Annotated in this window: 18 protein-coding genes; 13 read left to right on the top strand and 5 right to left on the bottom strand. The window is 64.7% G+C overall.

Annotation, left to right across the window (positions count from 1 at the left end; translation table 11 throughout):
* From AC1DT2_RS04300 to AC1DT2_RS04310, 3 genes are all read right to left on the bottom strand, one after another.
* A partial coding sequence (locus AC1DT2_RS04300; RefSeq protein WP_477294634.1) for a toprim domain-containing protein occupies nt 1–121 on the bottom strand: 121 nt, incomplete at its 3' end.
* Nucleotides 122–221: 100 nt separating this feature from the next.
* Nucleotides 222–1361: a DNA-processing protein DprA gene (gene dprA / locus AC1DT2_RS04305; RefSeq protein WP_477294607.1), complete on the bottom strand. Its 1140-nt coding sequence runs from the start codon at nt 1359–1361 to the stop codon at nt 222–224.
* Nucleotides 1362–1484: 123 nt separating this feature from the next.
* A complete protein-coding gene (locus AC1DT2_RS04310; protein ID WP_477294609.1) occupies nt 1485–2642 on the bottom strand; it encodes a LysM peptidoglycan-binding domain-containing protein in 1158 nt (385 codons plus the stop codon).
* A gap of 206 nt (nt 2643–2848) precedes the next feature.
* Between AC1DT2_RS04310 and def the strand changes: the two genes are divergently transcribed.
* The 5 genes from def to AC1DT2_RS04335 are packed head-to-tail and all read left to right on the top strand — an operon-like array spanning nt 2849 to nt 7881.
* The gene (gene def, locus AC1DT2_RS04315) at nt 2849–3352 is read left to right on the top strand and encodes a peptide deformylase (RefSeq protein ID WP_063574272.1); all 504 of its coding nucleotides are present in this window, start codon (nt 2849–2851) and stop codon (nt 3350–3352) included.
* Between the two features lie 17 nt (nt 3353–3369).
* Complete coding sequence (fmt, locus tag AC1DT2_RS04320) at nt 3370–4299, top strand: methionyl-tRNA formyltransferase (RefSeq protein WP_477294636.1); 930 nt, start codon at nt 3370–3372, stop codon at nt 4297–4299.
* On the top strand, nt 4296–5600 hold the full coding sequence (gene rsmB, locus AC1DT2_RS04325; protein WP_477294612.1) for a 16S rRNA (cytosine(967)-C(5))-methyltransferase RsmB: 1305 nt from the start codon (nt 4296–4298) through the stop codon (nt 5598–5600). Before fmt ends, rsmB begins: the two co-directional genes overlap by 4 nt.
* Nucleotides 5601–5635: 35 nt before the next feature.
* Nucleotides 5636–6910, top strand: coding sequence for an O-antigen ligase family protein (locus tag AC1DT2_RS04330; RefSeq protein ID WP_477294614.1), 1275 nt, complete (start codon nt 5636–5638; stop codon nt 6908–6910).
* Between the two features lie 2 nt (nt 6911–6912).
* On the top strand, nt 6913–7881 hold the full coding sequence (locus tag AC1DT2_RS04335; protein ID WP_477294616.1) for a glycosyltransferase family protein: 969 nt from the start codon (nt 6913–6915) through the stop codon (nt 7879–7881).
* Here AC1DT2_RS04335 and AC1DT2_RS04340 read toward each other — a convergent pair.
* Nucleotides 7873–8703 carry a glycosyltransferase family 2 protein gene (locus AC1DT2_RS04340; RefSeq protein ID WP_477294618.1) on the bottom strand — a complete coding sequence of 277 codons (831 nt, stop codon included), beginning with the start codon at nt 8701–8703 and terminating at the stop codon, nt 7873–7875. The two genes, AC1DT2_RS04335 and AC1DT2_RS04340, sit on opposite strands and share 9 nt — an antisense overlap.
* A gap of 74 nt (nt 8704–8777) precedes the next feature.
* Here AC1DT2_RS04340 and AC1DT2_RS04345 point away from each other — a divergent pair, with 74 nt between their 5' ends.
* The 4 genes from AC1DT2_RS04345 to AC1DT2_RS04360 all read left to right on the top strand — a co-directional run bounded on the left by AC1DT2_RS04345 (nt 8778) and on the right by AC1DT2_RS04360 (nt 13036).
* Complete coding sequence (locus tag AC1DT2_RS04345; RefSeq protein WP_477294620.1) at nt 8778–9611, top strand: glycosyltransferase family 2 protein; 834 nt, start codon at nt 8778–8780, stop codon at nt 9609–9611.
* A complete protein-coding gene (locus AC1DT2_RS04350; RefSeq protein WP_063573644.1) occupies nt 9608–10639 on the top strand; it encodes a CDP-glycerol glycerophosphotransferase family protein in 1032 nt (343 codons plus the stop codon). The genes AC1DT2_RS04345 and AC1DT2_RS04350 overlap by 4 nt, the downstream gene beginning before the upstream one ends.
* Nucleotides 10640–10748: 109 nt before the next feature.
* Nucleotides 10749–12716: an ArnT family glycosyltransferase gene (locus AC1DT2_RS04355; protein ID WP_477294638.1), complete on the top strand. Its 1968-nt coding sequence runs from the start codon at nt 10749–10751 to the stop codon at nt 12714–12716.
* Nucleotides 12713–13036, top strand: coding sequence for a tetratricopeptide repeat protein (locus AC1DT2_RS04360; RefSeq protein ID WP_477294622.1), 324 nt, complete (start codon nt 12713–12715; stop codon nt 13034–13036). The genes AC1DT2_RS04355 and AC1DT2_RS04360 overlap by 4 nt, the downstream gene beginning before the upstream one ends.
* Here AC1DT2_RS04360 and AC1DT2_RS04365 read toward each other — a convergent pair.
* Nucleotides 13011–13913, bottom strand: a complete 903-nt coding sequence (locus AC1DT2_RS04365) for an LpxL/LpxP family acyltransferase (RefSeq protein WP_477294624.1) — start codon at nt 13911–13913, stop codon at nt 13011–13013. The two genes, AC1DT2_RS04360 and AC1DT2_RS04365, sit on opposite strands and share 26 nt — an antisense overlap.
* A 67-nt stretch (nt 13914–13980) precedes the next feature.
* Between AC1DT2_RS04365 and dtd the strand changes: the two genes are divergently transcribed.
* The 4 genes from dtd to AC1DT2_RS04385 all read left to right on the top strand — a co-directional run bounded on the left by dtd (nt 13981) and on the right by AC1DT2_RS04385 (nt 18558).
* Entirely contained in the window at nt 13981–14424 is a 444-nt protein-coding gene (dtd, locus tag AC1DT2_RS04370) for a D-aminoacyl-tRNA deacylase (protein ID WP_477294626.1), read from the top strand.
* A 178-nt stretch (nt 14425–14602) separates the two neighbouring features.
* Nucleotides 14603–16474 carry an RNA polymerase sigma factor RpoD gene (rpoD, locus tag AC1DT2_RS04375; RefSeq protein ID WP_477294628.1) on the top strand — a complete coding sequence of 624 codons (1872 nt, stop codon included), beginning with the start codon at nt 14603–14605 and terminating at the stop codon, nt 16472–16474.
* A 190-nt stretch (nt 16475–16664) separates the two neighbouring features.
* Nucleotides 16665–17723 carry a type IV toxin-antitoxin system AbiEi family antitoxin gene (locus AC1DT2_RS04380; protein WP_477294630.1) on the top strand — a complete coding sequence of 353 codons (1059 nt, stop codon included), beginning with the start codon at nt 16665–16667 and terminating at the stop codon, nt 17721–17723.
* Nucleotides 17716–18558 (top strand): nucleotidyl transferase AbiEii/AbiGii toxin family protein, encoded by an 843-nt coding sequence (locus tag AC1DT2_RS04385; protein ID WP_477294632.1) that lies wholly within the window; start codon nt 17716–17718, stop codon nt 18556–18558. Before AC1DT2_RS04380 ends, AC1DT2_RS04385 begins: the two co-directional genes overlap by 8 nt.
* The last annotated feature ends 950 nt before the right edge of the window (nt 18559–19508 follow it).

Here is a 19508-nt window from a genome sequence, read left to right on the forward strand (position 1 = left end):
CCTTCGGTCGCAGGTCGCGCACGTGGCCATACGACGCCAGCACCTGGAAGTCGGGCCCCAGGTACTTGTTGATCGTCTTGGCCTTGGCCGGCGATTCGACGATGAGGAGGTTCTTAGCCATGCGTTAGTCGGTTCCGAAGTCCGTCGGGGCGAGTGAACCCCAGCGTATGTATATATTTAGTTGGAAACATATCGCCGTGACGGCTGTCAAGCGTCGGCGATCAGACCACACGCTGATAGCGGTTCCCGGGCAGGGAGGCAACCTCGCCCTCGAGCTCAAGCATCAGAAGCATCGAAGACAGTGCGCCAGCGGTGAAGCCCGTCGTACCGATCAGGGCGTCCAAAGAGGCGGGATCGTAACCCATGGCGTCGAGAAGGCGGCGATATTCGTCATCCTGGCGCCAGTCGAAGGGGCCAGTCTTGCGCCGTCCGACTGCCGGACCGGCCTCGGAGCCCGCTAGCCGGGCCCGCAGTTCGGCGCCCAGCTCGACCGCTGCAGGGCCCAGCACGCCTAGAATCTCATCGGCGCGCTGGACCAGACGGGCGCCTTCAGCGATCAGAGCGTGACAGCCTTCGGCCAACGCATTGTGAATGGAGCCCGGCAGGGCGAATACCTCGCGGCCCTGCTCCCCCGCAACCCGGGCGGTAATCAACGAGCCCGAGCGCAACCCCGCCTCGATGACCAGGACGCCCAGGCTGAGGCCGGCGATGATCCGGTTGCGCTGTGGAAAGTGCTGCGGCTGTGACGCCACCCCCGGCGGGTATTCGCTCACGATGGCGCCATGAGCGGCGATTCGCTGTGCCAGCGCGTGGTGCTTGGGCGGATAGACCCGATCCGGACCGGTACCGATGACCGCGATGGTGGGCTCGCCGGCGTCCAGTGCCGCCTCGTGGGCAGCTCCGTCGACGCCGTCGGCCATGCCGCTGGTGACCAGAAGGCCACCCACGGCCAGCGCTTCGGCAAAGCGCCTTGCGTTGGCAAGGCCTGGCGCCTGGGCCCGGCGGGCCCCCACGATGGCGACCTGCGGGCGCAGGAGCAGCGACGCGTCGCCTTTGACGAAGAGGGCGGCCGGCGGATCGGGGATAGCCTCCAGTTGCGGCGGGAAATCCTCGTCTGTGCACAGCAACAGACGCTGGTCGTCAGCTGCCAGCCAGGCGAGATCGCGCGCGAGGGTGGCCTCGTCGGGCGCGGCGATCCATCCACGCCCTTCGGCGGTGAGCGAGCCCCCGTGCTGAACCAGCCAGCGCAGCAAAGGGACGGCACCGCCCCGGCTCACCAGGCCCTCGCGCAGGCGACGGGCATTCATGCCCGGGGTACGCAGGAGGATCAGCCACTCACGGAGGTCGTCGGAATCGATCATCCGGCCAGTGTAGAGGCCCGACCCGCTGCCCGCGGAAGTGGAAACGGCCGCCCAGGAGGCGGCCGTTTCATCGTCGTTGCCAGCAAGCCCGCCCCCACTACAGGTAGGCACAGGCCGAGCACGTCACTCGGGAAGGGTGAGCTTGTCGCCCTTCTTGAGCGGACGCAGCGCGTCCATGACCAGGGCGTAGCTGAYGTGGTCGAACGTACGGAAGACCATGACATGACCGCCGTATTCGTCGGGCAGCTGCACCTTGGGCGAGGTATCGCGGCGATTGTAGTTGCCGGACACTTCATCGGGGATCTTGTCGCCCTGGGACATCACGGTGAACGTCGTGCCGTTGTCGATGCCGTCCGCCGTACCTGCGGAAATCGAGACCACCTGACGGCTGCCGACACCATTGAGCGCGTCCGTATAGCCGATCACCCGGGGATCCGCCGGCATGGCCTTGGGCGCATGCGGGTAGAAATACGGGTCGTACGGCTTGTCGTCGACCTGCATCAGGCGATCGCCCTTGCGGACCTCGAGGGTCGAATCGACCAGGATCAGGCTGGCAACCTCGCCGTTGGTGGCGATGACCTCGGCGGTACCGATGACGGAGACCTCGACGCCCTGGTCGGTGCCCCGGCCGTTGTGGGTGTCGTGGGCCGTATCCTCGCGCCACGGACCCGGCGCCATGGAGGCGTCGCTGTCGAGCTCGTCGGCCACGAACGAACCGTGCTCACGATTGCCGACATTGTCGATGTTGCCGGTGTCGCCACCGTGGTCACGGAAGCGGTTGGTCGGCCGTACGATCGCCCAACGCTGACCCGGCGCCGCCGAATCGAGGTTCTTGGCGTAGATCTTGTAGCCGGGCGTGCCGCGGAGATGGTTTTCCTCGAACCCGATCAGGTACGGCGATTGCTCGACCGCGTCGGCGTCCATGACACGCATTTCCTTCAGGAACATACGCAGGTCGGCAAGCGGGATGGCCGTGACGGCGTCGCCCTCGGTACGCACCCGCGGCTGGAGGCCGAGATGCGGGTTGCCGCTACCGTTCATGGAAAGGTTGAGCACGTCACCCGGGTAGATCAGGTGCGGGTTCTGGACCTGCGGGTTGGCCTGCCAGATTTCCGGCCAGAGCCATGGCTTGCTCAGAAAGCGCGCCGAAATGTCCCACAGCGTGTCGCCCTTGCGCACCGTATAGGTGTCCGGGTGATTGGGACGGAGCTGGGCCGCGGCGGCATAAACGGCCACGGTAAAAAACATGCCGCCCAGCAGCATGGCGAACTTCTTGATCATGCGGGATTTCCCCCTTCCCCGGTGCTGTCGCGAGTGTAACTGAATCGTTAACGGGCACAATACGTCCGGATGCTCGCCCGGCCCCTGGTGCGCGCGTAGAATACGGGGCCATCCTACAGGGTCGCGCTGCTTGGATTTCGCCGACTTGCCCGCATTTTTCCAGGCAAGACGCGCCACAGTGGCCCGTAAACGTTCAAGGTGACACCGTGTCCACCCTACCCATCCTGGAATTTCCCGACCCGCGCCTGCGCACCGTCGCCGCCCCGGTCACCGTGTTCGACGACGAACTGAAGCAGTTCGTGGCCGACATGTACGAAACCATGTACGCCGCCAATGGCGTCGGCCTGGCCGCCACCCAGGTGAACGTGCACAAGCGCGTCCTGGTCGCGGACATGAGCGACGACCGCGACCAGCCCATGGTGCTGATCAATCCCGAAATCCTCGAGAAGGACGGCCAGCAGGTCTACCAGGAAGGCTGCCTGTCGTTCCCGGGCATCTACGCCGATGTGACCCGCGCGCTGCACGTCAAGGTCCGTGCGCAGGACGCCTCGGGCGCCGAGATCATGGTGGATGTGGAGGGCCCCCTGGCTGTCTGCATCCAGCACGAGATGGATCACCTCGCCGGCAAGGTCTTCGTCGACTACCTCTCGCCGCTCAAACGCGGCATGCTCCTGAAGCGGATGGACAAGCAGCGCAAGGCAAGCGCCTGAGCGCGCCGGTGCGTCCCCTGCGCGTGGTGTTCGCCGGAACGCCCGACTTCTCCGTCGCCTGCCTTGAAGCCTGCCGCGCCAGCGGCGCCGAGGTCGTGGCCGTCTACACCCAGCCCGATCGCCCGGCCGGACGCGGGCGCAAGCTTGCCGCCAGCCCGGTCAAGGCGGCGGCGCTTGCCGCCGGCATCCCCGTGGAGCAGCCGGCGTCGTTCAAGGCGGAAGCCGATCGCGATCGCCTGGCCGCGTATGCGCCCGACCTGATGGTCGTGGTGGCGTATGGCCTGATCCTGCCGCGCAAGGTGCTCGCCATTCCCCGGCTCGGCTGCTGGAACGTGCACGCCTCCCTGCTGCCGCGCTGGCGCGGGGCCGCTCCGATCCAGCGGGCCATCCTGGCCGGTGACGACGAGTCCGGTGTCGATCTCATGCAGATGGAAGCGGGCCTGGATACGGGCCCCGTCCTCATCGAGCGCCGTACCGCCATTGCCGCTGACGAAACCGGCGGCAGCCTGCACGACCGTCTTTCCTTCCTGGGCGCGGACGCCCTTGCGGAGGGTCTTCGCCGCATCATGGCCGGCGAAACGCTGGCCCCACGCATCCAGGCCGAAGCGGGCGTCGAGTACGCCCACAAACTCGACAAGGCCGAGGCCCGGCTGGATTTCCAGCTTCCGGCCATCGCCCTCGAGCGAAAGGTACGGGCGTTCAACCCGTGGCCGGTTGCCGAGGCCGACGTCGCCGGTGAGCGCCTCCGCGTCTGGTCGGCACGCGCACTCGATCTTGCGTCCGGCGCCGAGCCGGGCCAGGTCGTGGCCGCGACCCGCGACGGCATCGACATCGCCTGCGCCGGTGGCACGCTGCGCCTCACGACCGTGCAGCGCCCCGGCGGACGCCCGATTGGCGCTGCCGACTACCTCAACGCCCGGCCGGAACTGAAGCAGGCTGCCTCGTGAATAAGCCGATTTCGGTTCGCGCCCTGGCCGCCGAAGCACTGGCCGACATCGCCTTGCGGGGCCACTCGCTACGCGAGGTGGCCGATCGCGCCTTTCCCCGCCTCCCCGACTCACGCGATCGCGCACTGCTCACCGCCCTGCTCAATGAGGGTGCGCGCTGGTGGCCACGATTCGACGCAGCGATCGACCAGCTTCTGGACAAGTCGATCCGGCGCAACGATCCGGTGATCCACGCGCTCCTCGTCATCGGACTGATCCAGCTGGAAGTACTCGAGTTGCCGGCCTATGCCGCCGTCGCGGCCACGGTGGAGGCCGTGCGCGAATTGCGCCGCCCGCGGCTTGCAGGGCTGGTCAATGCGGTACTGCGGCGCTGGCAGCGCGAACGCGAGACCCTGAATGTGGCGCTGGATGCCACGCCGGCGACGCGTCATGCGCACCCCGCCTGGCTCGCCGACGCGATTGCCCGCGACTGGCCCGGCCAGGCGGAAGAGATCATGGCGGCGGCGAACCAGGAGCCGCCACTGATGCTTCGCGTCAATCGCAACCGCGCGACCCGCGAGGAAGTCATCGGCCGCCTGACGGGCGCCGGCCTCACGGTCGAACTTCATCCCTGGCTGGCCGATGCCCTGGTATTGCCGCACAGTACCGAAGTCACCCGCCTTCCCGGCTTTACTCAAGGCGACTTCGCGGTTCAGGACGGCGCCGCCCAGGTACCTGCGGATCTTCTCGACCTTGCCGATGGCCAGCGTGTGCTCGATGCCTGCGCCGCGCCTGGCGGCAAGGCCTGCCACGCACTGGAGCGGGCGAATGTCCGCCTGGTCGCCGTCGAATCCGAAGCGAAGCGGGTCCCGCGGATACGCCAGAACCTCGAGCGCCTCGGCCTGCGGGCTGAGGTGATCGTGGGCGACGCGGGAGATGCCTCCGGCTGGTGGGACGGCAAGTCGTTCGACCGGATCATGATCGATGCGCCGTGCTCGGCGACAGGCGTTATCCGCCGCCGGCCGGACGTCCGCCTGCATCGACGCGGCGCGGATATTCCCACGCTGATCGCCCAGCAGGAACGCATCCTGGCCGCCTGCTGGGACCTGCTGGTCCCTGGCGGCCGTCTGCTTTACGTGACCTGTTCCATCCTCCGCGCCGAGAACGAAGGCGTCGTCGGAGCGTTCGTCGCCAGCCGGACTGATGTGGATGTCATGCCGTTAGCACTGCAAGCGGGTCGTGCCGCCGGTATCGGCTGGCAGATTCTCCCGGGCGAAGGCGATCTCGACGGCATGTACTACGCCTTGCTGCGTAAGCGGTGATGTAACATCTCAGGTAATTCGCATGGAAGTTATGCATGACTGCAGCCACTTCGGCCGCTGATCCGACACGTTCCTGGCGAACGCTTCTCCTGAGCGCTCTCGTGGCGATCATTCCGATTGCCGTGTCCGTTCCCTGGAAGGCCAAGGCCTTGCCGATCCTGGCGTTGGTGATCACGGGCGCCTTCCTGCTGGTGTCGCGCGCGGACACCCGTCTGCGCTACCGGGTGGCGTGGACGATCGTCGCCATTTGCCTGCTGCGTTTCGCCTATGCCGTTTTCAATATCGGCTTCCACCACCTGGGCTGGAACGAGCTCGACCTTCCCGCGCAGACCCTGGTGTTCCTCGTCACCGCAGCGGCATTTACCGGGCGCCTGCATTGGCGCGGCATCTGGACGTTCTTCGCGGTGACCACGCTTGTGCTCGGTGGATCGTGCATCGTCCAGCACCACCTCATGGGCGTGGAACGCGCTTACGGAATCAACGGCGGCGAGTGGAGCGCCATCGAGTTCACCATGGTCACGCTGTGCATGACCCTGTTCTCGATTATCCGGTTGATGGAGCCACGGATCGTGGCAGGCGAGCGCTGGTTGCACGCCATCGCCATCGCCGTGGGCGTCTACGGGGCGATCCTGACCCAGAGCCGCGGCCCGATGCTGGCCTTCATACCTTCCCTGCTCATTGTCATCGCGGTGCACGTGCGCCGTACCGGGCAGTGGCGTGGTGCGCTGATCTTCGTAGGCGTGCTGGTCGTCGGGGTCGCGACCACCACGACCGCGCTGGACCACCAGGTGATCCAGCGGTTCAGCCAGGTCAGCAGCGAGATGTCCACCTTCAGCAAGGACAACAACGTCGGCGCGGTTCGCGAGCGCATGGCGATGTGGCAGTCCGCCTGGGACGCGTTCAGCGAGCATCCCATCGCGGGCGTCGGCGTGGATCAGTTCGGCGCGTACACCCGCGCCCGCATCGCCGATGGCGAAGCCAACCAGGCCATCGCCAAATATGACCATCCGCACAACGAATACCTGGAGGCGGCAGCCACCGGTGGCATACCGTCGCTGATCATCGTGCTGCTCCTGTTCGCCCTGCCGGCGGTCCACTTTGTCCGTCGCCTCGGTGACCGGGACGAATGGGTGGCGACCCTGGCCACGGCCGGCCTCGCAGTGGTCACGATGTACGTGCTTTCGGCCATGACCGACAACGTGTTCTACCGGGCCATGCCGCATTCGTTCTTCCTGTTCCTCGTGCTCGGCTTCGTCATGGCCACGGCACTGCCGTCGGCCGGACGACGCGACGCCCTCGCGAGCGCCTGACCGTGCGCATTCACCTGCTCGCCTGGGACAACCAGCGCGGCCTATCCCACGACATCCGCGTCGTCGAAGACGCCCTGCGCGAGCTCGGTCACGAGGTCACCGTTTCCCGCCTGGGCTCGCGCCGGCATGACGGTGCCTGGAAACTTCGCAGCATGCGCTTGCGCATGCTGTTGGGCGCCCCCCGTTTCGACATCAACCTCTCGCTCGAACATGTGCGCCCCGCGAGTTTCGGACTGGCGCGCCGCAACCTGCTGATGCCCAATCCGGAATGGGTATCGGCGCGCGGCCGGCGCTACCTGGAGCGATATGACGCCCTGCTGACCAAGACCCACGAGGCCACACGGATCTTCACCGACCTTGGCCTGCGCGCGCTGGAAGTCGGCTTTCGCAGCCGCGACCGTTACGACGCCACGGTCCCGCGGGATGCCAGCGGGTTTCTCCACGCCGCGGGCTCGAGCCAGCTTAAAGGAACGACACGGCTGATCGAGGTGTGGAAGCGCCACCCGGAGTGGCCCATGCTCACCGTGCTTCGCGGTGGCCCCACGGCCGAAGATGAAGGCGGCGCGACCAACGTGCGCATCGTGCGCGAACACCTGCCGGATGCCGAGGTGCGCCGCCTGCAGAACGCGTGCGCGTTTCACCTGTGCCTGTCGCAAACCGAAGGCTGGGGCCACTACCTGGTCGAGGCGATGAGCTGTGCCGCCGTCGTACTGAGCTGCGATGGCGCGCCGATGAACCAGATGATCGACGCCAGCCGCGGCTTGCCCGTGCGGGCGACCGAAGGCGAGGCCTTCCACCTCGCACGCACGTGGCAGTTCGACGAATCCGCGCTCGAGAAAGCGGTGGAACGTGCGATCGCTATGTCCGCCGCGGAGCGGGAGACGCTCGGCGCCAATGCGCGTCGCTGGTACCTCGACAACGAGGCTAGCTTCACCGCGCGCCTGGGTGCGGCGCTGGACGCTTCACGCTGAATCGGGGCGTGCGTCCGGTGGCGGCGTAGCGAACTCCGCCAGATGCTGGTCCACACCGATCTCACACCGAACCRGGCCGAGCCGTCGCGTTTCGTCGAGGATGCGGTCGTTCGGGTTATCGACGATGTTCTTCCGTGTGCGGTGGTACAGGTGCGTGGCGAGGGCGCTGAAGCGCAGGTCACGACGCTGCAGACCGGCATGGAACGCACGCGTGACCAGCTCGGTATCCTCACGGCCCCAACCGGTCATTCCTTCGTTGAACCCGTTCAGCGCAAGCAGGTCCTCGCGCCAGAAGCCCATGTTGCAGCTCTTGATGCCGCGCGTTTTCTGGCTTGGTTTCGCGTACCAGCGCGCCAGCCACGGCATGCGCAAGGTATGGCGACGACGCTCGATGCCCGGCGTGAAAAACGTGGCGCGGACGGATTCGTCGGCGAGCATGCGGCGGGTCAAGGCTTCGTCGCTGAGGACGCGCGAACCTTGCACGTAGCAGCCCCGTGCCGCGAAGGCTTCGTGGTCGGCGACGAAATGCGGCTCGGCCACCATGTCGCCGTCCAGGATGATGATGTAATCGCCCGAGGCGGCGGCGATGGCGCGATTGCGCGCGCGGCTCATGCGCGCACCGTCGTCGGGTTGCCAGAGGTGCACCAGTCGCACCGGGAACGTCGCGGCCACCCGCTCGATAACGCGACGCGTCTCGTCGGTCGAACCATCATCGGTAACGATGACCTCGTCGGGCAGGCGGGTCTGCCGGGCCAGCGATTCGAGCACGCGCTCGAGAGCGGCGGGCCAGTTGTAGGTGATGATGGCGACGGTCATACGCATGGAGGCAAAGGATAACGGGAACGCCTTAACCCTGCCCGGTCCGGGCCCGCGGGCGATTCGGTTAGACTTTCCCGATGGCGAGCCTCCCCCTGACCCTTGTAGTGATCACCTATAACGAGGCGCATACGATCGCCCGCTGCCTGGACAGCGTGCCGTTTGCGGCCGAAAAGGTGGTTGTCGACAGCGGCAGCACCGACGACACCGTGGCGATCGCACAGGCGCACGGGGCGCGCGTGGTTCACCAGGACTGGCTCGGCTTCGGGCCGCAACGAAACTTCGCCACCACCCAGGCCAGCCACGACTGGCTGCTTGCCCTGGATGCCGACGAATTCCTCTCGCCGGAGCTCGCCGCCGAGCTGGAAGCGGCCTTGCCCGCCCTCCAGGCCAGTGCGGACGCTGCGGCCTTCCTGCGCCGACGCACCATCTACATGGGCGCACCGATGCGCTGGTACCGCCCGGCGATGGGCGAGAAGATGGCTCGCCTGTGGCACCGCGGTCGCGCCCGCTGGACGGATGCGCGCGTGCACGAGTCGCTGCGTTTCGACGGCCCCGCACGTACGCTTCGCGCCCCGTTCGACCACGTGAACAACCCCAGCCTGGTCGAGAAACAGCTGAAGGTGCTGCGTTATTCCGAACTGAAGTGCCGCGRCTGGTCCGACAAAGGCAAGTCGCCGCGCATGTGGCAGACGCCGTTTGTCTTCATGCTCGCCTTCATCAAGGATTATGTCTTCCGCCTCGCGATGTTCGACGGCTGGCGCGGATTCATCATCGCCCAGACCGCCGCCAGCTACGCGGTTTACAAGCGCATGCGTTACTACGAAATGCGGCACAACCCTGCCTCGCGTGAATCCGCCGCCACGGCCCTGCACCGTCACGGCCTGGACCGTGGCTCGGAAACCTCCACATGAAGAAGCACTACCTCCTCTACGGCTCGGAGCGCTACGCGCTGGCTATCCTGCGCCCGCTGCAGGACGCCATCCGTGCACGCGGCGACGAGGCGGCGTGGTTCTTCGACGGCCCCGGCGGCGAAGACCTGGTGGCCGGCGAGACCTGGCTGCGCACGACGGAAGAAGTGCGCCGGTTCAATCCGATCGCGGTGGTCACCTCGAGCAATGCCGTGCCGCATTTCTTTCCGGGCGTGAAGGTGGAGACCTTCCACGGCTTCAATGCCGGCAAGCCCCGGCACATTTATATCCGCGGTTTCTTCGACCTTTACTGCACCACCGGTCCGAAGGACACGAAGGCCTTTGGCGACATCGCCGCGCAGATGGGCCATTTTGCGGTGAAGGAAACCGGCTGGCCCAAGCTCGACCCCTTCATGGGCGAGATGGGCGCGCGACCGGTACCTCCGCTGCGCCAGCCGCCAGTCATCCTCTATCACTCCACGTTCTCGCCTTCGTGGAGCGCCGCGGAGATCCTCTACGACAAGGTCCGTGAGCTCTCGCGCGACGGCCGCTACCGCTTCATCGTCACCTTCCACCCGAAGATGAACCCGGAAACCACGGCCAAGTACCGCGCACTGGCGAACGAGCATCTGCGCTTCGCCGACGACGACAATATCCTCGACCTGTTCGGCCAGGCGGACATGATGTGCTCGGACACCTCGTCGGCGCTGAGTGAGTTCCTGCTCACCGGCAAACCGGTGGTGACCTTCAAGAACCGGGCGCCCGGTCCGCAGCTGATCGACATCGACGCCCCGGAGCAATTCGAACCGGCCATCGAGCGCGCACTGGCCCGTTCGCCTGAGCTGATGAAGGCCATCGACGACTTCGGAGCCAGCATCCACCCCTACCGCGACGGCAAATCCAGCGAGCGGGTGCTCGATGCGATCGACCAGTTCATTGCCGAAGGCGGGCGTAACCGGCGGCGTAAGCCCCTCAATCTGTGGCGCAAACTGAAGATCCGACGACGCATCGGCTATTGGGGCCCGGCCTGACCGGCCGGGGCGTCCACGTTCTGGCGACGACCGGGGCGGTAGGAGTGGAGTCAGCCATTCCCCTGACCGTACGTTTAGAATTCATGATCCTTCAACGGTGACGACGCCCTTGTCCAATAGCGCCTATATCCGCTCGGAACATCTTCGTGCCCTCTGGCCCTGGCTGCCGCTGTGGTCGGTGATGGCCCTGCTCGCCATCTTCTCCCACGGCCCGATGCCGATGTTCTCCACGCGGACCCTCGCCGTGGCATGGGAGATGTGGGCGCACGGCCATTGGCTGGTGCCGCACATCAACGGCGATCCGTATAGCGAGAAAGTCCCCCTGCTGTTCTGGATGATCCATGCGGGCTGGGCCGTCTTCGGCGTCAACGACGTATGGCCGCGAATCCTCGAAGTGATCTTTGGCGGCGCGCAGTTGGTGCTGGCGTCCGTCCTCGCCAGCCGGCTGTTTCCCACCCGCCCCTGGGTCGCCAAAGCCACGCCGTGGCTGTTGATGGCCTTTGCGTATGCCTTCCTGTTCGGCCTGCAGATCATGTACGAGGTGCTCCTCGTGGTCTGGGTGCTGGCGGCCCTGCTCTGCCTCACCCCCACGACCACCCGCGCCGAGCCACGTTGGTGGCTGTTCGGCCTGATGGTCGGCCTCGGCCTGCTGACCAAGGGGCCGGTGATGGTGGTGCACGTTCTGTTCCCGTTCCTGCTCGGACCGCTGTGGAACACCTGGGCACGCGACAACCGCGCGCGCTGGTACGGTTTCGGCGTGCTCGGCCTGTTGCTGGGCTTCGCCATCCTGCTGGCCTGGGCGATTCCCGCCGGCCAAGCCGGCGGCGAAGCGTATCGCCAGCGCCTGTTCTTCACGCAGACCGCCGGACGCGTGGTGTCTGAACGTACCCAAGGCCTGCAGAATCATGCGCGGCCGGCCTGGTACTACCTGATCTACCTGCCGGTCATCGTGTTTCCGCTGAGCGGCTGGCTGCGCGGCATCGTGGCGTTGCCGATGACGCTGTTCCGCCGCCCCTGGCGCGTGGGTGTGGTTGCGGCGCTGGTTGTCGCCGGCGTCGCCTTGCTCCTGTTGCTGGTTTCAGCAGCGGTCCCGCCGGTTGACGCACACGCGGACCAGATCCGCCGGGTGGTGGACCGGATCCTGCTGGTGCTGGTGCTGGTTCCCCTGTTCGTGGCGCTGGTGCGCCAGCCGCTCGAGTCGGGCCTGCAATTCCTCGTCGCCTGGTTGCTGCCTGCCCTGCTGACCTTCTCGCTGATCGGTGGCAAGCAGCTCTACTACCTGCTCCCCGAGCTGGCTGGCGTGACCATGCTGGTGGCGGCCGCCGTGGCCGACCTGCGCGAACGCCACAAGGGACTCGCTTCGAGCTACGCCCTCGGCACGTGGCCGCTATCGCTCGGCGCCTTCCTGCTTGCCATCGTCCTGTTCGTGATGCCGGCGGTGGTGCCGACGCGCTTCCCCGACAACATCTGGCTGATGGGTATGGCGCCCTTCTCGCGCTTCTTCGGGGTGATCTTCGTCGTCCTCGGGGCCTTGCTCCTGCTTCGTGGCCGCGGCGAAATGCGCCGGCTGGCCTTCGCCGGACTGATCGGCACGGTATCGCTCAATGCCTTGTTCACCCTGGGCCTGTGGTATCGCTACGATCTCGCGCCAGCGTCGGCCTTCCTGGCCCAGGCCGACGCGGCCGGCCACCCCATCGGCAATCTGGGTACCGAGTACAACGGCCAATATCACTTTGCCGGCCGCTTGATGCACCCCATCGCGCGCCTCAACGAACTGCCCGGCGCCGCGGCGCAGAACGATGACGACGATGATGACGCCGCCGTCCATGACGGCGACAGCCTCGACGACTTCGCCAGACATCATCCCGACGGCCTCGTGGTGACCTACGCCAAGCATCCGCCGGCCAATGCCTTCCGCTTCGCCCGGCTGATCCAGCCTTCGCGCACTAGCTGGCTGATAATCTGGGACGCCGCCACGCTGAACGCGCTGCACATGGACCGTGTGCCGCCCGAGCCGAAGCAGGCGACGCTGCTTTATCCGCAGGATTACTGGCGCACGCGGACCGCGGCGCGATGACCGACCCCCTCGTTGAACGATTACGCGCCCAGATCGGCGGCGTTCGCGACGGGGCCTTGTTGCGCTTCTCCATCGGCAACGCGCATCTGGGCGATGGCGCCTATGCCGAGGCTGCCACCGCCTTCCGCGAAGCGCTGGGCTTCGATCCCGCCTATTCCGCGGCCTGGAAACTGCTGGGCAAGGCGCTGCTGGCGAAGGACGACGAGGCTGGCGCCGCGGAGGCCTGGCGGCAGGGCATTACCGCGGCGACGGGCCGCGGCGATATGCAGGCGGCCAAGGAGATGACCGTCTTCCTCAAGCGCCTTTCGCGGAACGATTGATCCAGTACGGATTGCGACCGGACGCGTTGAAGCGCTTGTAGTGCCACTGGTACTGCGTGAAGGCGCGTTCAGCACACTGCTGCACACCGCGATTGAGCGCGGCGCAGGCCACGCCGAGGTCGGTACTGTCGATTCCTTCAGGAGCCGGCAGGACGTGGATGCGGAACCCGGCGCCCTCGGGCAAGCGCTCGGCGAAGCTGAATAGCACCGTGGCGCCCGTGCGCGCCGCCAGCCTTGGCAAGAGCACCATGGTTAAGGCTTCCTCGCCGAAGAAAGGCGCGAACACACCCTCGCCTTCGCGCGGCCGCTGGTCCGGCAGGATGCCAACGGTGCCCCCGGCGGCAAGACGCTTGAACAGCGTGCGGACCCCGGCACCTTCGGCCCGCACCTGCTCCGGCGCGAGCTTGCCGCGTACCTTCCTGAGCAGCCCTTCGATCGCCTCGATACGTGGCGGCCGGTAAAGAATAGCCATGGGGGTCTTGCTGCAGAGCCAGTAATTGAGTAACTCCCAGCAGCCGAGATGGGGGGCGGCGATGATCACGCCCTTGCCCGACGCCAGCGCGGCGTCGAACAGTTCCCCCCCCACGACCTCGCGGACCAGACCGAGCGAACGGTCGGCACCGGCGCCCCAGATGGCGGCGACCTCGGTCACCGACTTACCGGCCTCTTCCATCGTCTCTTCCAGGAGCGCGGCCCGTTCAGCGTCAGTCAGTTCGGGACGGGTCAGGCGCAGGTTCACGGCGGTGACATGGGTGCTGTGCGAGTGGGCACGCAACGCACGCCGGCCCATCCAGGCGCCGACCGAGTGCACGGTCCGCAGCGAAAGAAGGCTGACCAGCCGGAGCAGGAGGTAAAGGAGGTAGATATCGGGACGCATCCGGAGAAGTGTACCGCCGCGTGCCAGCCTCCTTTAAGCTTGGCCGCCATCCGCCGTTAGCCTTCCCATGATTGCAGTGATCCAGCGTGTGGAGTCCGCACGTGTCGATGTCGAGGGAGAAACCGTGGGTGCCATCGGCGCCGGCCTGCTCGCGCTGGTCGCGGTCGAGCCGGGCGACGGTGAAGCCCAGTGCGTCCGCATGCTCGAGCGCCTTCGCGGTTACCGTGTGTTCTCCGACAGCGAGGGGAAAATGAACCTCAGCCTTGCCGATACCGAGGGCRGCCTGCTCCTGGTCAGCCAGTTCACCCTCGCCGCGGATACGCGCAAGGGCATGCGCCCCAGCTTCACCACGGCCGCGCCCCCGGCCGAAGCGAGCCGCTGGTACGACCGCCTGGTCGAGCTGGCCCGCGCCGCCCACGGCCCGGGGGTGGAAATCGGACGCTTCGGTGCCCATATGAAGGTACATCTCATCAACGACGGTCCGGTCACCTTCCGCCTGGAGGTGCGCTGAGGCGTCCTTACGAGGGTCCATGGCCCTTTTCCTCCTCATCGCGACGCTGACGCCCGGCCGGAAACGGCCATATGGCGCGATTCTTGCGTCCCCTCGATGAGCCCGATCCACTTGAAAACTGGTCAAAAAATCATCAAATGACTATACTGATCGGTTCCTGTAACCCGCGGCGGTCGGCATGACTAATAAAGCTCACGAGCAGCAGTCTGAAATCAAACAGCTCATCTCCAAGGGTTTGGAGCAGGGCTACCTGACCTACGCGGAAATCAACGATCACCTGCCCGACGACATCGTCGATCCGGAGCAGATCGAAGACATCATGGCGGTGCTCAAGGGCGTCGGCATCGAGGTGCATGATTCCGCGCCCGACACCGACACCATTTCCGACGGCGCTGCGCCGGGTTCCAGCACGGATGACGAATCCGCCGCTGAAGAAGCCGTGGCCCTGCTGTCGGCCGTCGACGCCGAAGTCGGCCGCACGACGGATCCCGTGCGCATGTAYMTGCGCGARATGGGTWCCGTCGAGCTKCTGWCSCGCGAAGGCGAAATYGCSATCGCCAAGCGCATCGAGGAAGGCCTCAACCAGGTCCAGACCGCGCTGGCCRGCTTCCCCCTCACCATCCAGCTGCTGCTCGAGGAATACGACCAGCACGTGGAAGGCAAGCGCCGCCTGAGCGAAATCCTGGCTGGCTTCACCGACCTCGAGGAAGCCGCGGACGCCGCCAAGGCTGAAGCCGCCGAGGCCGCCGAAGCTGCCGCCGCCGAAGCCGATGGCGAGGAAGAGGAAGAAGTCGAGGGCGCGCCGGTCGCCGAGGAAGAGGAAGCCGGTCCGACCGGCCCCGATCCGGAAGAAGTGAAGCGCCGCATGGAAGAGCTGCGCTCGCTCCATGGCAAGTTCCAGAAGACTGCGCCCAAGGCCGAGATCAACGACAAGAAGCTCGCCAAGATCCGCGAGCAGATGTCGGAAGCCTTCCTCAACCTGAAGCTCCCGTCGGCGCTGATCGACAGCTTCGTGCGCAAGCTGCGCGAAGTGGTGAACGACATCCGTCACCACGAGCGCGTGCTCATGGACATCTTCGTCAAGCAGGTGAAGATGCCGCGTGCGGAGTTCCTCAAGAGCTTCCCGTCGAACGAAGGCAACCTCGAGTGGGCCGCCGAACTGGGCCGCAAGCGCCAGAAGTGGTCGCCGAACATCAAGAACTACCGTGAAGTGATCGACGGTGAACAGGAGAAGCTCGCCGCTATCGAGCGCACCCTGTACCTGCCGCTGACCGACATCAAGGAAATCAATCGCGCCATGTCCGTCGGCGAGGCGAAAGCCCGTCGCGCCAAGAAGGAAATGGTCGAGGCCAACCTGCGCCTGGTCATCTCCATCGCGAAGAAGTACACCAACCGCGGCCTGCAGTTTCTCGACCTCATCCAGGAAGGCAACATCGGCCTGATGAAGGCCGTGGACAAGTTCGAATATCGCCGCGGCTACAAGTTCTCGACGTACGCGACGTGGTGGATCCGTCAGGCCATCACCCGCTCGATCGCCGATCAGGCTCGCACCATCCGTATTCCGGTGCACATGATCGAAACGATCAACAAGCTCAACCGCATCTCCCGCCAGATGCTCCAGCAGTTCGGCCGCGAGCCGACGCCGGAAGAACTGGCCAAGGAAATGGAGATGCCGGAAGACAAGATCCGCAAGGTCCTGAAGATCGCGAAGGAACCGATCTCCATGGAAACCCCGATCGGCGACGACGAAGATTCGCATCTTGGCGACTTCATCGAAGACACCAACGCCAGCTCGCCTGTCGAGTCGGCGACCGAAACGGGTCTCATGGAAACCGTGCGCGACGTGCTCGCTGGTCTCACCCCGCGTGAAGCCAAGGTACTGCGCATGCGCTTCGGCATCGRCATGAACACSGAYCACACGCTSGAAGAAGTCGGCMAGCAGTTCGACGTCACCCGCGAGCGCATCCGTCAGATCGAAGCCAAGGCCCTGCGCAAGCTGCGTCACCCGAGCCGCTCGGAGACCCTGCGGTCGTTCCTCGATATCGATTGATTGGTTTTGACATCTGGTTAGACGAAAACGCCCGCGCAAGCGGGCGTTTTCTTTTGGCCCCATGAAATTTATCGAACTATCAATAACTTATTTTTTTCAGGCATCTTTCAGACGTCAACCCCGTCTGTTCAGTTCTTTACTCTGTTCGCGTTACGTGAACATAATTAATTATTGAACACGGAGCCGCCCCATGAATGAAGATGAGCTCATCCATTGTGCCGTTGCCGCAGTCCGGGTGACGACCGGCCTCGACTTCTCGGTAGTCGCTGCCGAGGCGACGAGTGTTGCCCAGAAGGGCTACAGAACCGACGCATTCCTGGATCTGGATCTTCCGGACGGGCACAGGCGTTTCATTGCCGAATGCAAGTCGCGGGTCGACAGGACATCCATGCTCTTGCAGGTGAAGTCCCAACTGGACGCCGTTCGGTCAACCGCTTTGCCCCTCTTGGTCACGCATCGCATGTCCGCCAACATGCTGGACCAGTGCCGACAGATCGGACTGAATGTCATCGATGCGACGGGAAACTGCTACCTCGAGGACAAGGGTCTCTTCGTGTTCGTCAAAGGCAACAAGCTACCTGATGACGCGCCAGGCGTACCGACCGATTACCGCGGTGGCACCAGCTATGGATCGCTCCGCCTCATCTTTGCCCTGATCTGCAAGCCCGAACTGCTGGGGGCGTCGTACAGGGAACTGGTCAGCGTCTCAGGAATTTCCCTCGGCTCAGTCGGCTGGATCTTCAACGATCTCGAATTACGAGGGCTCGTTTCGCAACGCGACGGCAACAAGCGACGCCACTTTCTGGACCTGCCTCGTCTTCAGGAAGAATGGGCAGCCAATTACACCCACAAACTGAAGCCTCGACTCAAAACACAGCGGTTCAGCGCCCCAGAAACCGTAGCGAACTGGTGGCAGCGAGCGACAAGCTTTCGGGGTGATTTCTTGTGGGGCGGCGAAGTAGCAGCCGCTATTCTAGACGGACACTTGAAGCCGATTACAGCGACGCTCTACACGAAGCGACACTGGGACAAGACGGCCATCGCAGGGCTTGTCCAGCAACACAAACTCCGCGCCGACCACGAGGGCACAATCGAGATTGTCGAATCGTTCTGGAGCTTCGACAACGAGCAGACGGCACGCGGACTCGTACCATCGTTATTGATTTATGCAGATCTGCTCGCGCTTCTGGATCCGCGAGCCGCCGAAGCAGCCGACGAACTCAGGGAACGTCATCTTCATCATGCGTAAGTTGCCGAAAGATCGCCCCCTCGACCCGCTAAGTCTCGATATTCTCAGAGCCGTAAACTCAAGTGCACACGCGTTGAATGTACCCGTCATGCTCGTGGGGGCAACGGCGCGGGACATCATGCTTACGTTCCTGCACGACATTCCTGCTCGCAGGGCCACTGAGGACATGGACTTCGCTTTGGCCGTACCCAATTGGGAAGCATTCGAAAACGTGGCGCGGGCGTTGACTGACGACCCCAGGTTCACCATGGACAAATCTATGGCCCACCGCATCTTATTCCGCTACTCGGACACACTGCCTTCTCGGAGTGTCGATGTCGTCCCCTACGGAGCGGGGGTCGGCGGCGAGGTTTTTCGCTGGCCAAAGAACGACGACATCGAAATGAACGTGGCTGGTTACGAAGATGCGGCGAGAGCTGCTGAGTTAGTTGGGCTTGCGTCGGACTTAAATTTTCACGTGGTGACCTTGCCCGGCCTCACCTTGCTCAAGTACTTCGCATGGGTTGATCGCCGAACCACAACGAACAAAGACGCCTTCGATTTAGCCCTCATACTTCGTCAATATGGAGACGCAGGCAACCACGAGAGACTGTTTGGCGAAGCCATTGAACTCCTGGGTGCGGTCGAATTCGATCTGGACCGGGCATCACCCAGACTGCTTGGGCGGGATGTTGCAGGGCTCTGTTCCGGCGCGTCCCATGAGCGCCTGGCATCGCTACTTGCGGACTCTCGACTCATGGACGCGCTAGCGCTAGACATGGTTCGGGCCAGGGGCACCGATTCGACCGATGTCGGGCAGGCGCTTATCGGCGAGTTTCGAGCGGGCTTTCATTAGCGTTTGACTGGATCGGTAACGACACCTGGTTAGCTGAGAACGCCCGCGTAAGCGGTCGTTTTCTTTCGGTGGGGCTGTCGCCTGGCCGGGCCTTGGCAAGCCTTGCAGCCATGCGGTGTAATGCTGGCCAGGGATCAGGGGGTACATCGTTATGGATATGTCACGCAGGCACGCCGATGGCCTCGCTCAGGCGCGCCGCGCACTCCTGTCCAGGGGTCTCGACGACGAGAAGCTGTCGAGATGCATCTGTAAAGAACCAGCGGATCGTCCGTCCTCGACTCGGTGACGCTCGCCCGGTCCAAGGGCTGTCGCTTCGACACGTCCGCTTGCCCGCGGGGAAAAGACGAGACGACCTACAGGATCGTCGTGCCGATTATCTTTTCGCTCGGACTTGGCAAGACTTTCTAGGGTGCTCGAACGGACGGGAGAAGGCTCAATGGATGGTTTGTCGGCTAAAGACATCGTTGGCGTGATCCTGGGGATCGTCTTCCTCGTGGTGATTGTGTATGCGCGTGGAACTTCGTCTCGAAGGCAACCCAAGGACACGTTTTTCAACTGCTGGCGCTGTAAGGCACTCACGCCGCACAACCAGCGCACGATTGAAGCGTGGCGTAACGAGAAGACTCACTTCTTCTGTGGGGCCTGCCATACGAAGTGGCTGCAATCGCATCCCGTGCCGCCTGCACAGGCACGGCCGGCCAARGAGTACAGACCACGAAGGAGGTCGAGTCCCGTGGCAACTCTCGTGGTGCTCGGGGCCCTCATCGTGATCAGCGTTCTCGCTCGTTCGTGCTCATAAGGATTCAGACACCATGCGCATCGCACAACTCCTCTTTGGCGACTCTCCGGCCGCCTTTCCGACCGACCTCTCGCTGGACGAGTCGATCCGTCGCTTGTCTTCCGTCGTGGAGAAAGATGGCTTCCTCTCGGGCCTCCGCACGCACGAGGGG

It is taken from the genome of Luteibacter sp. P4_E6, assembly GCF_056401535.1.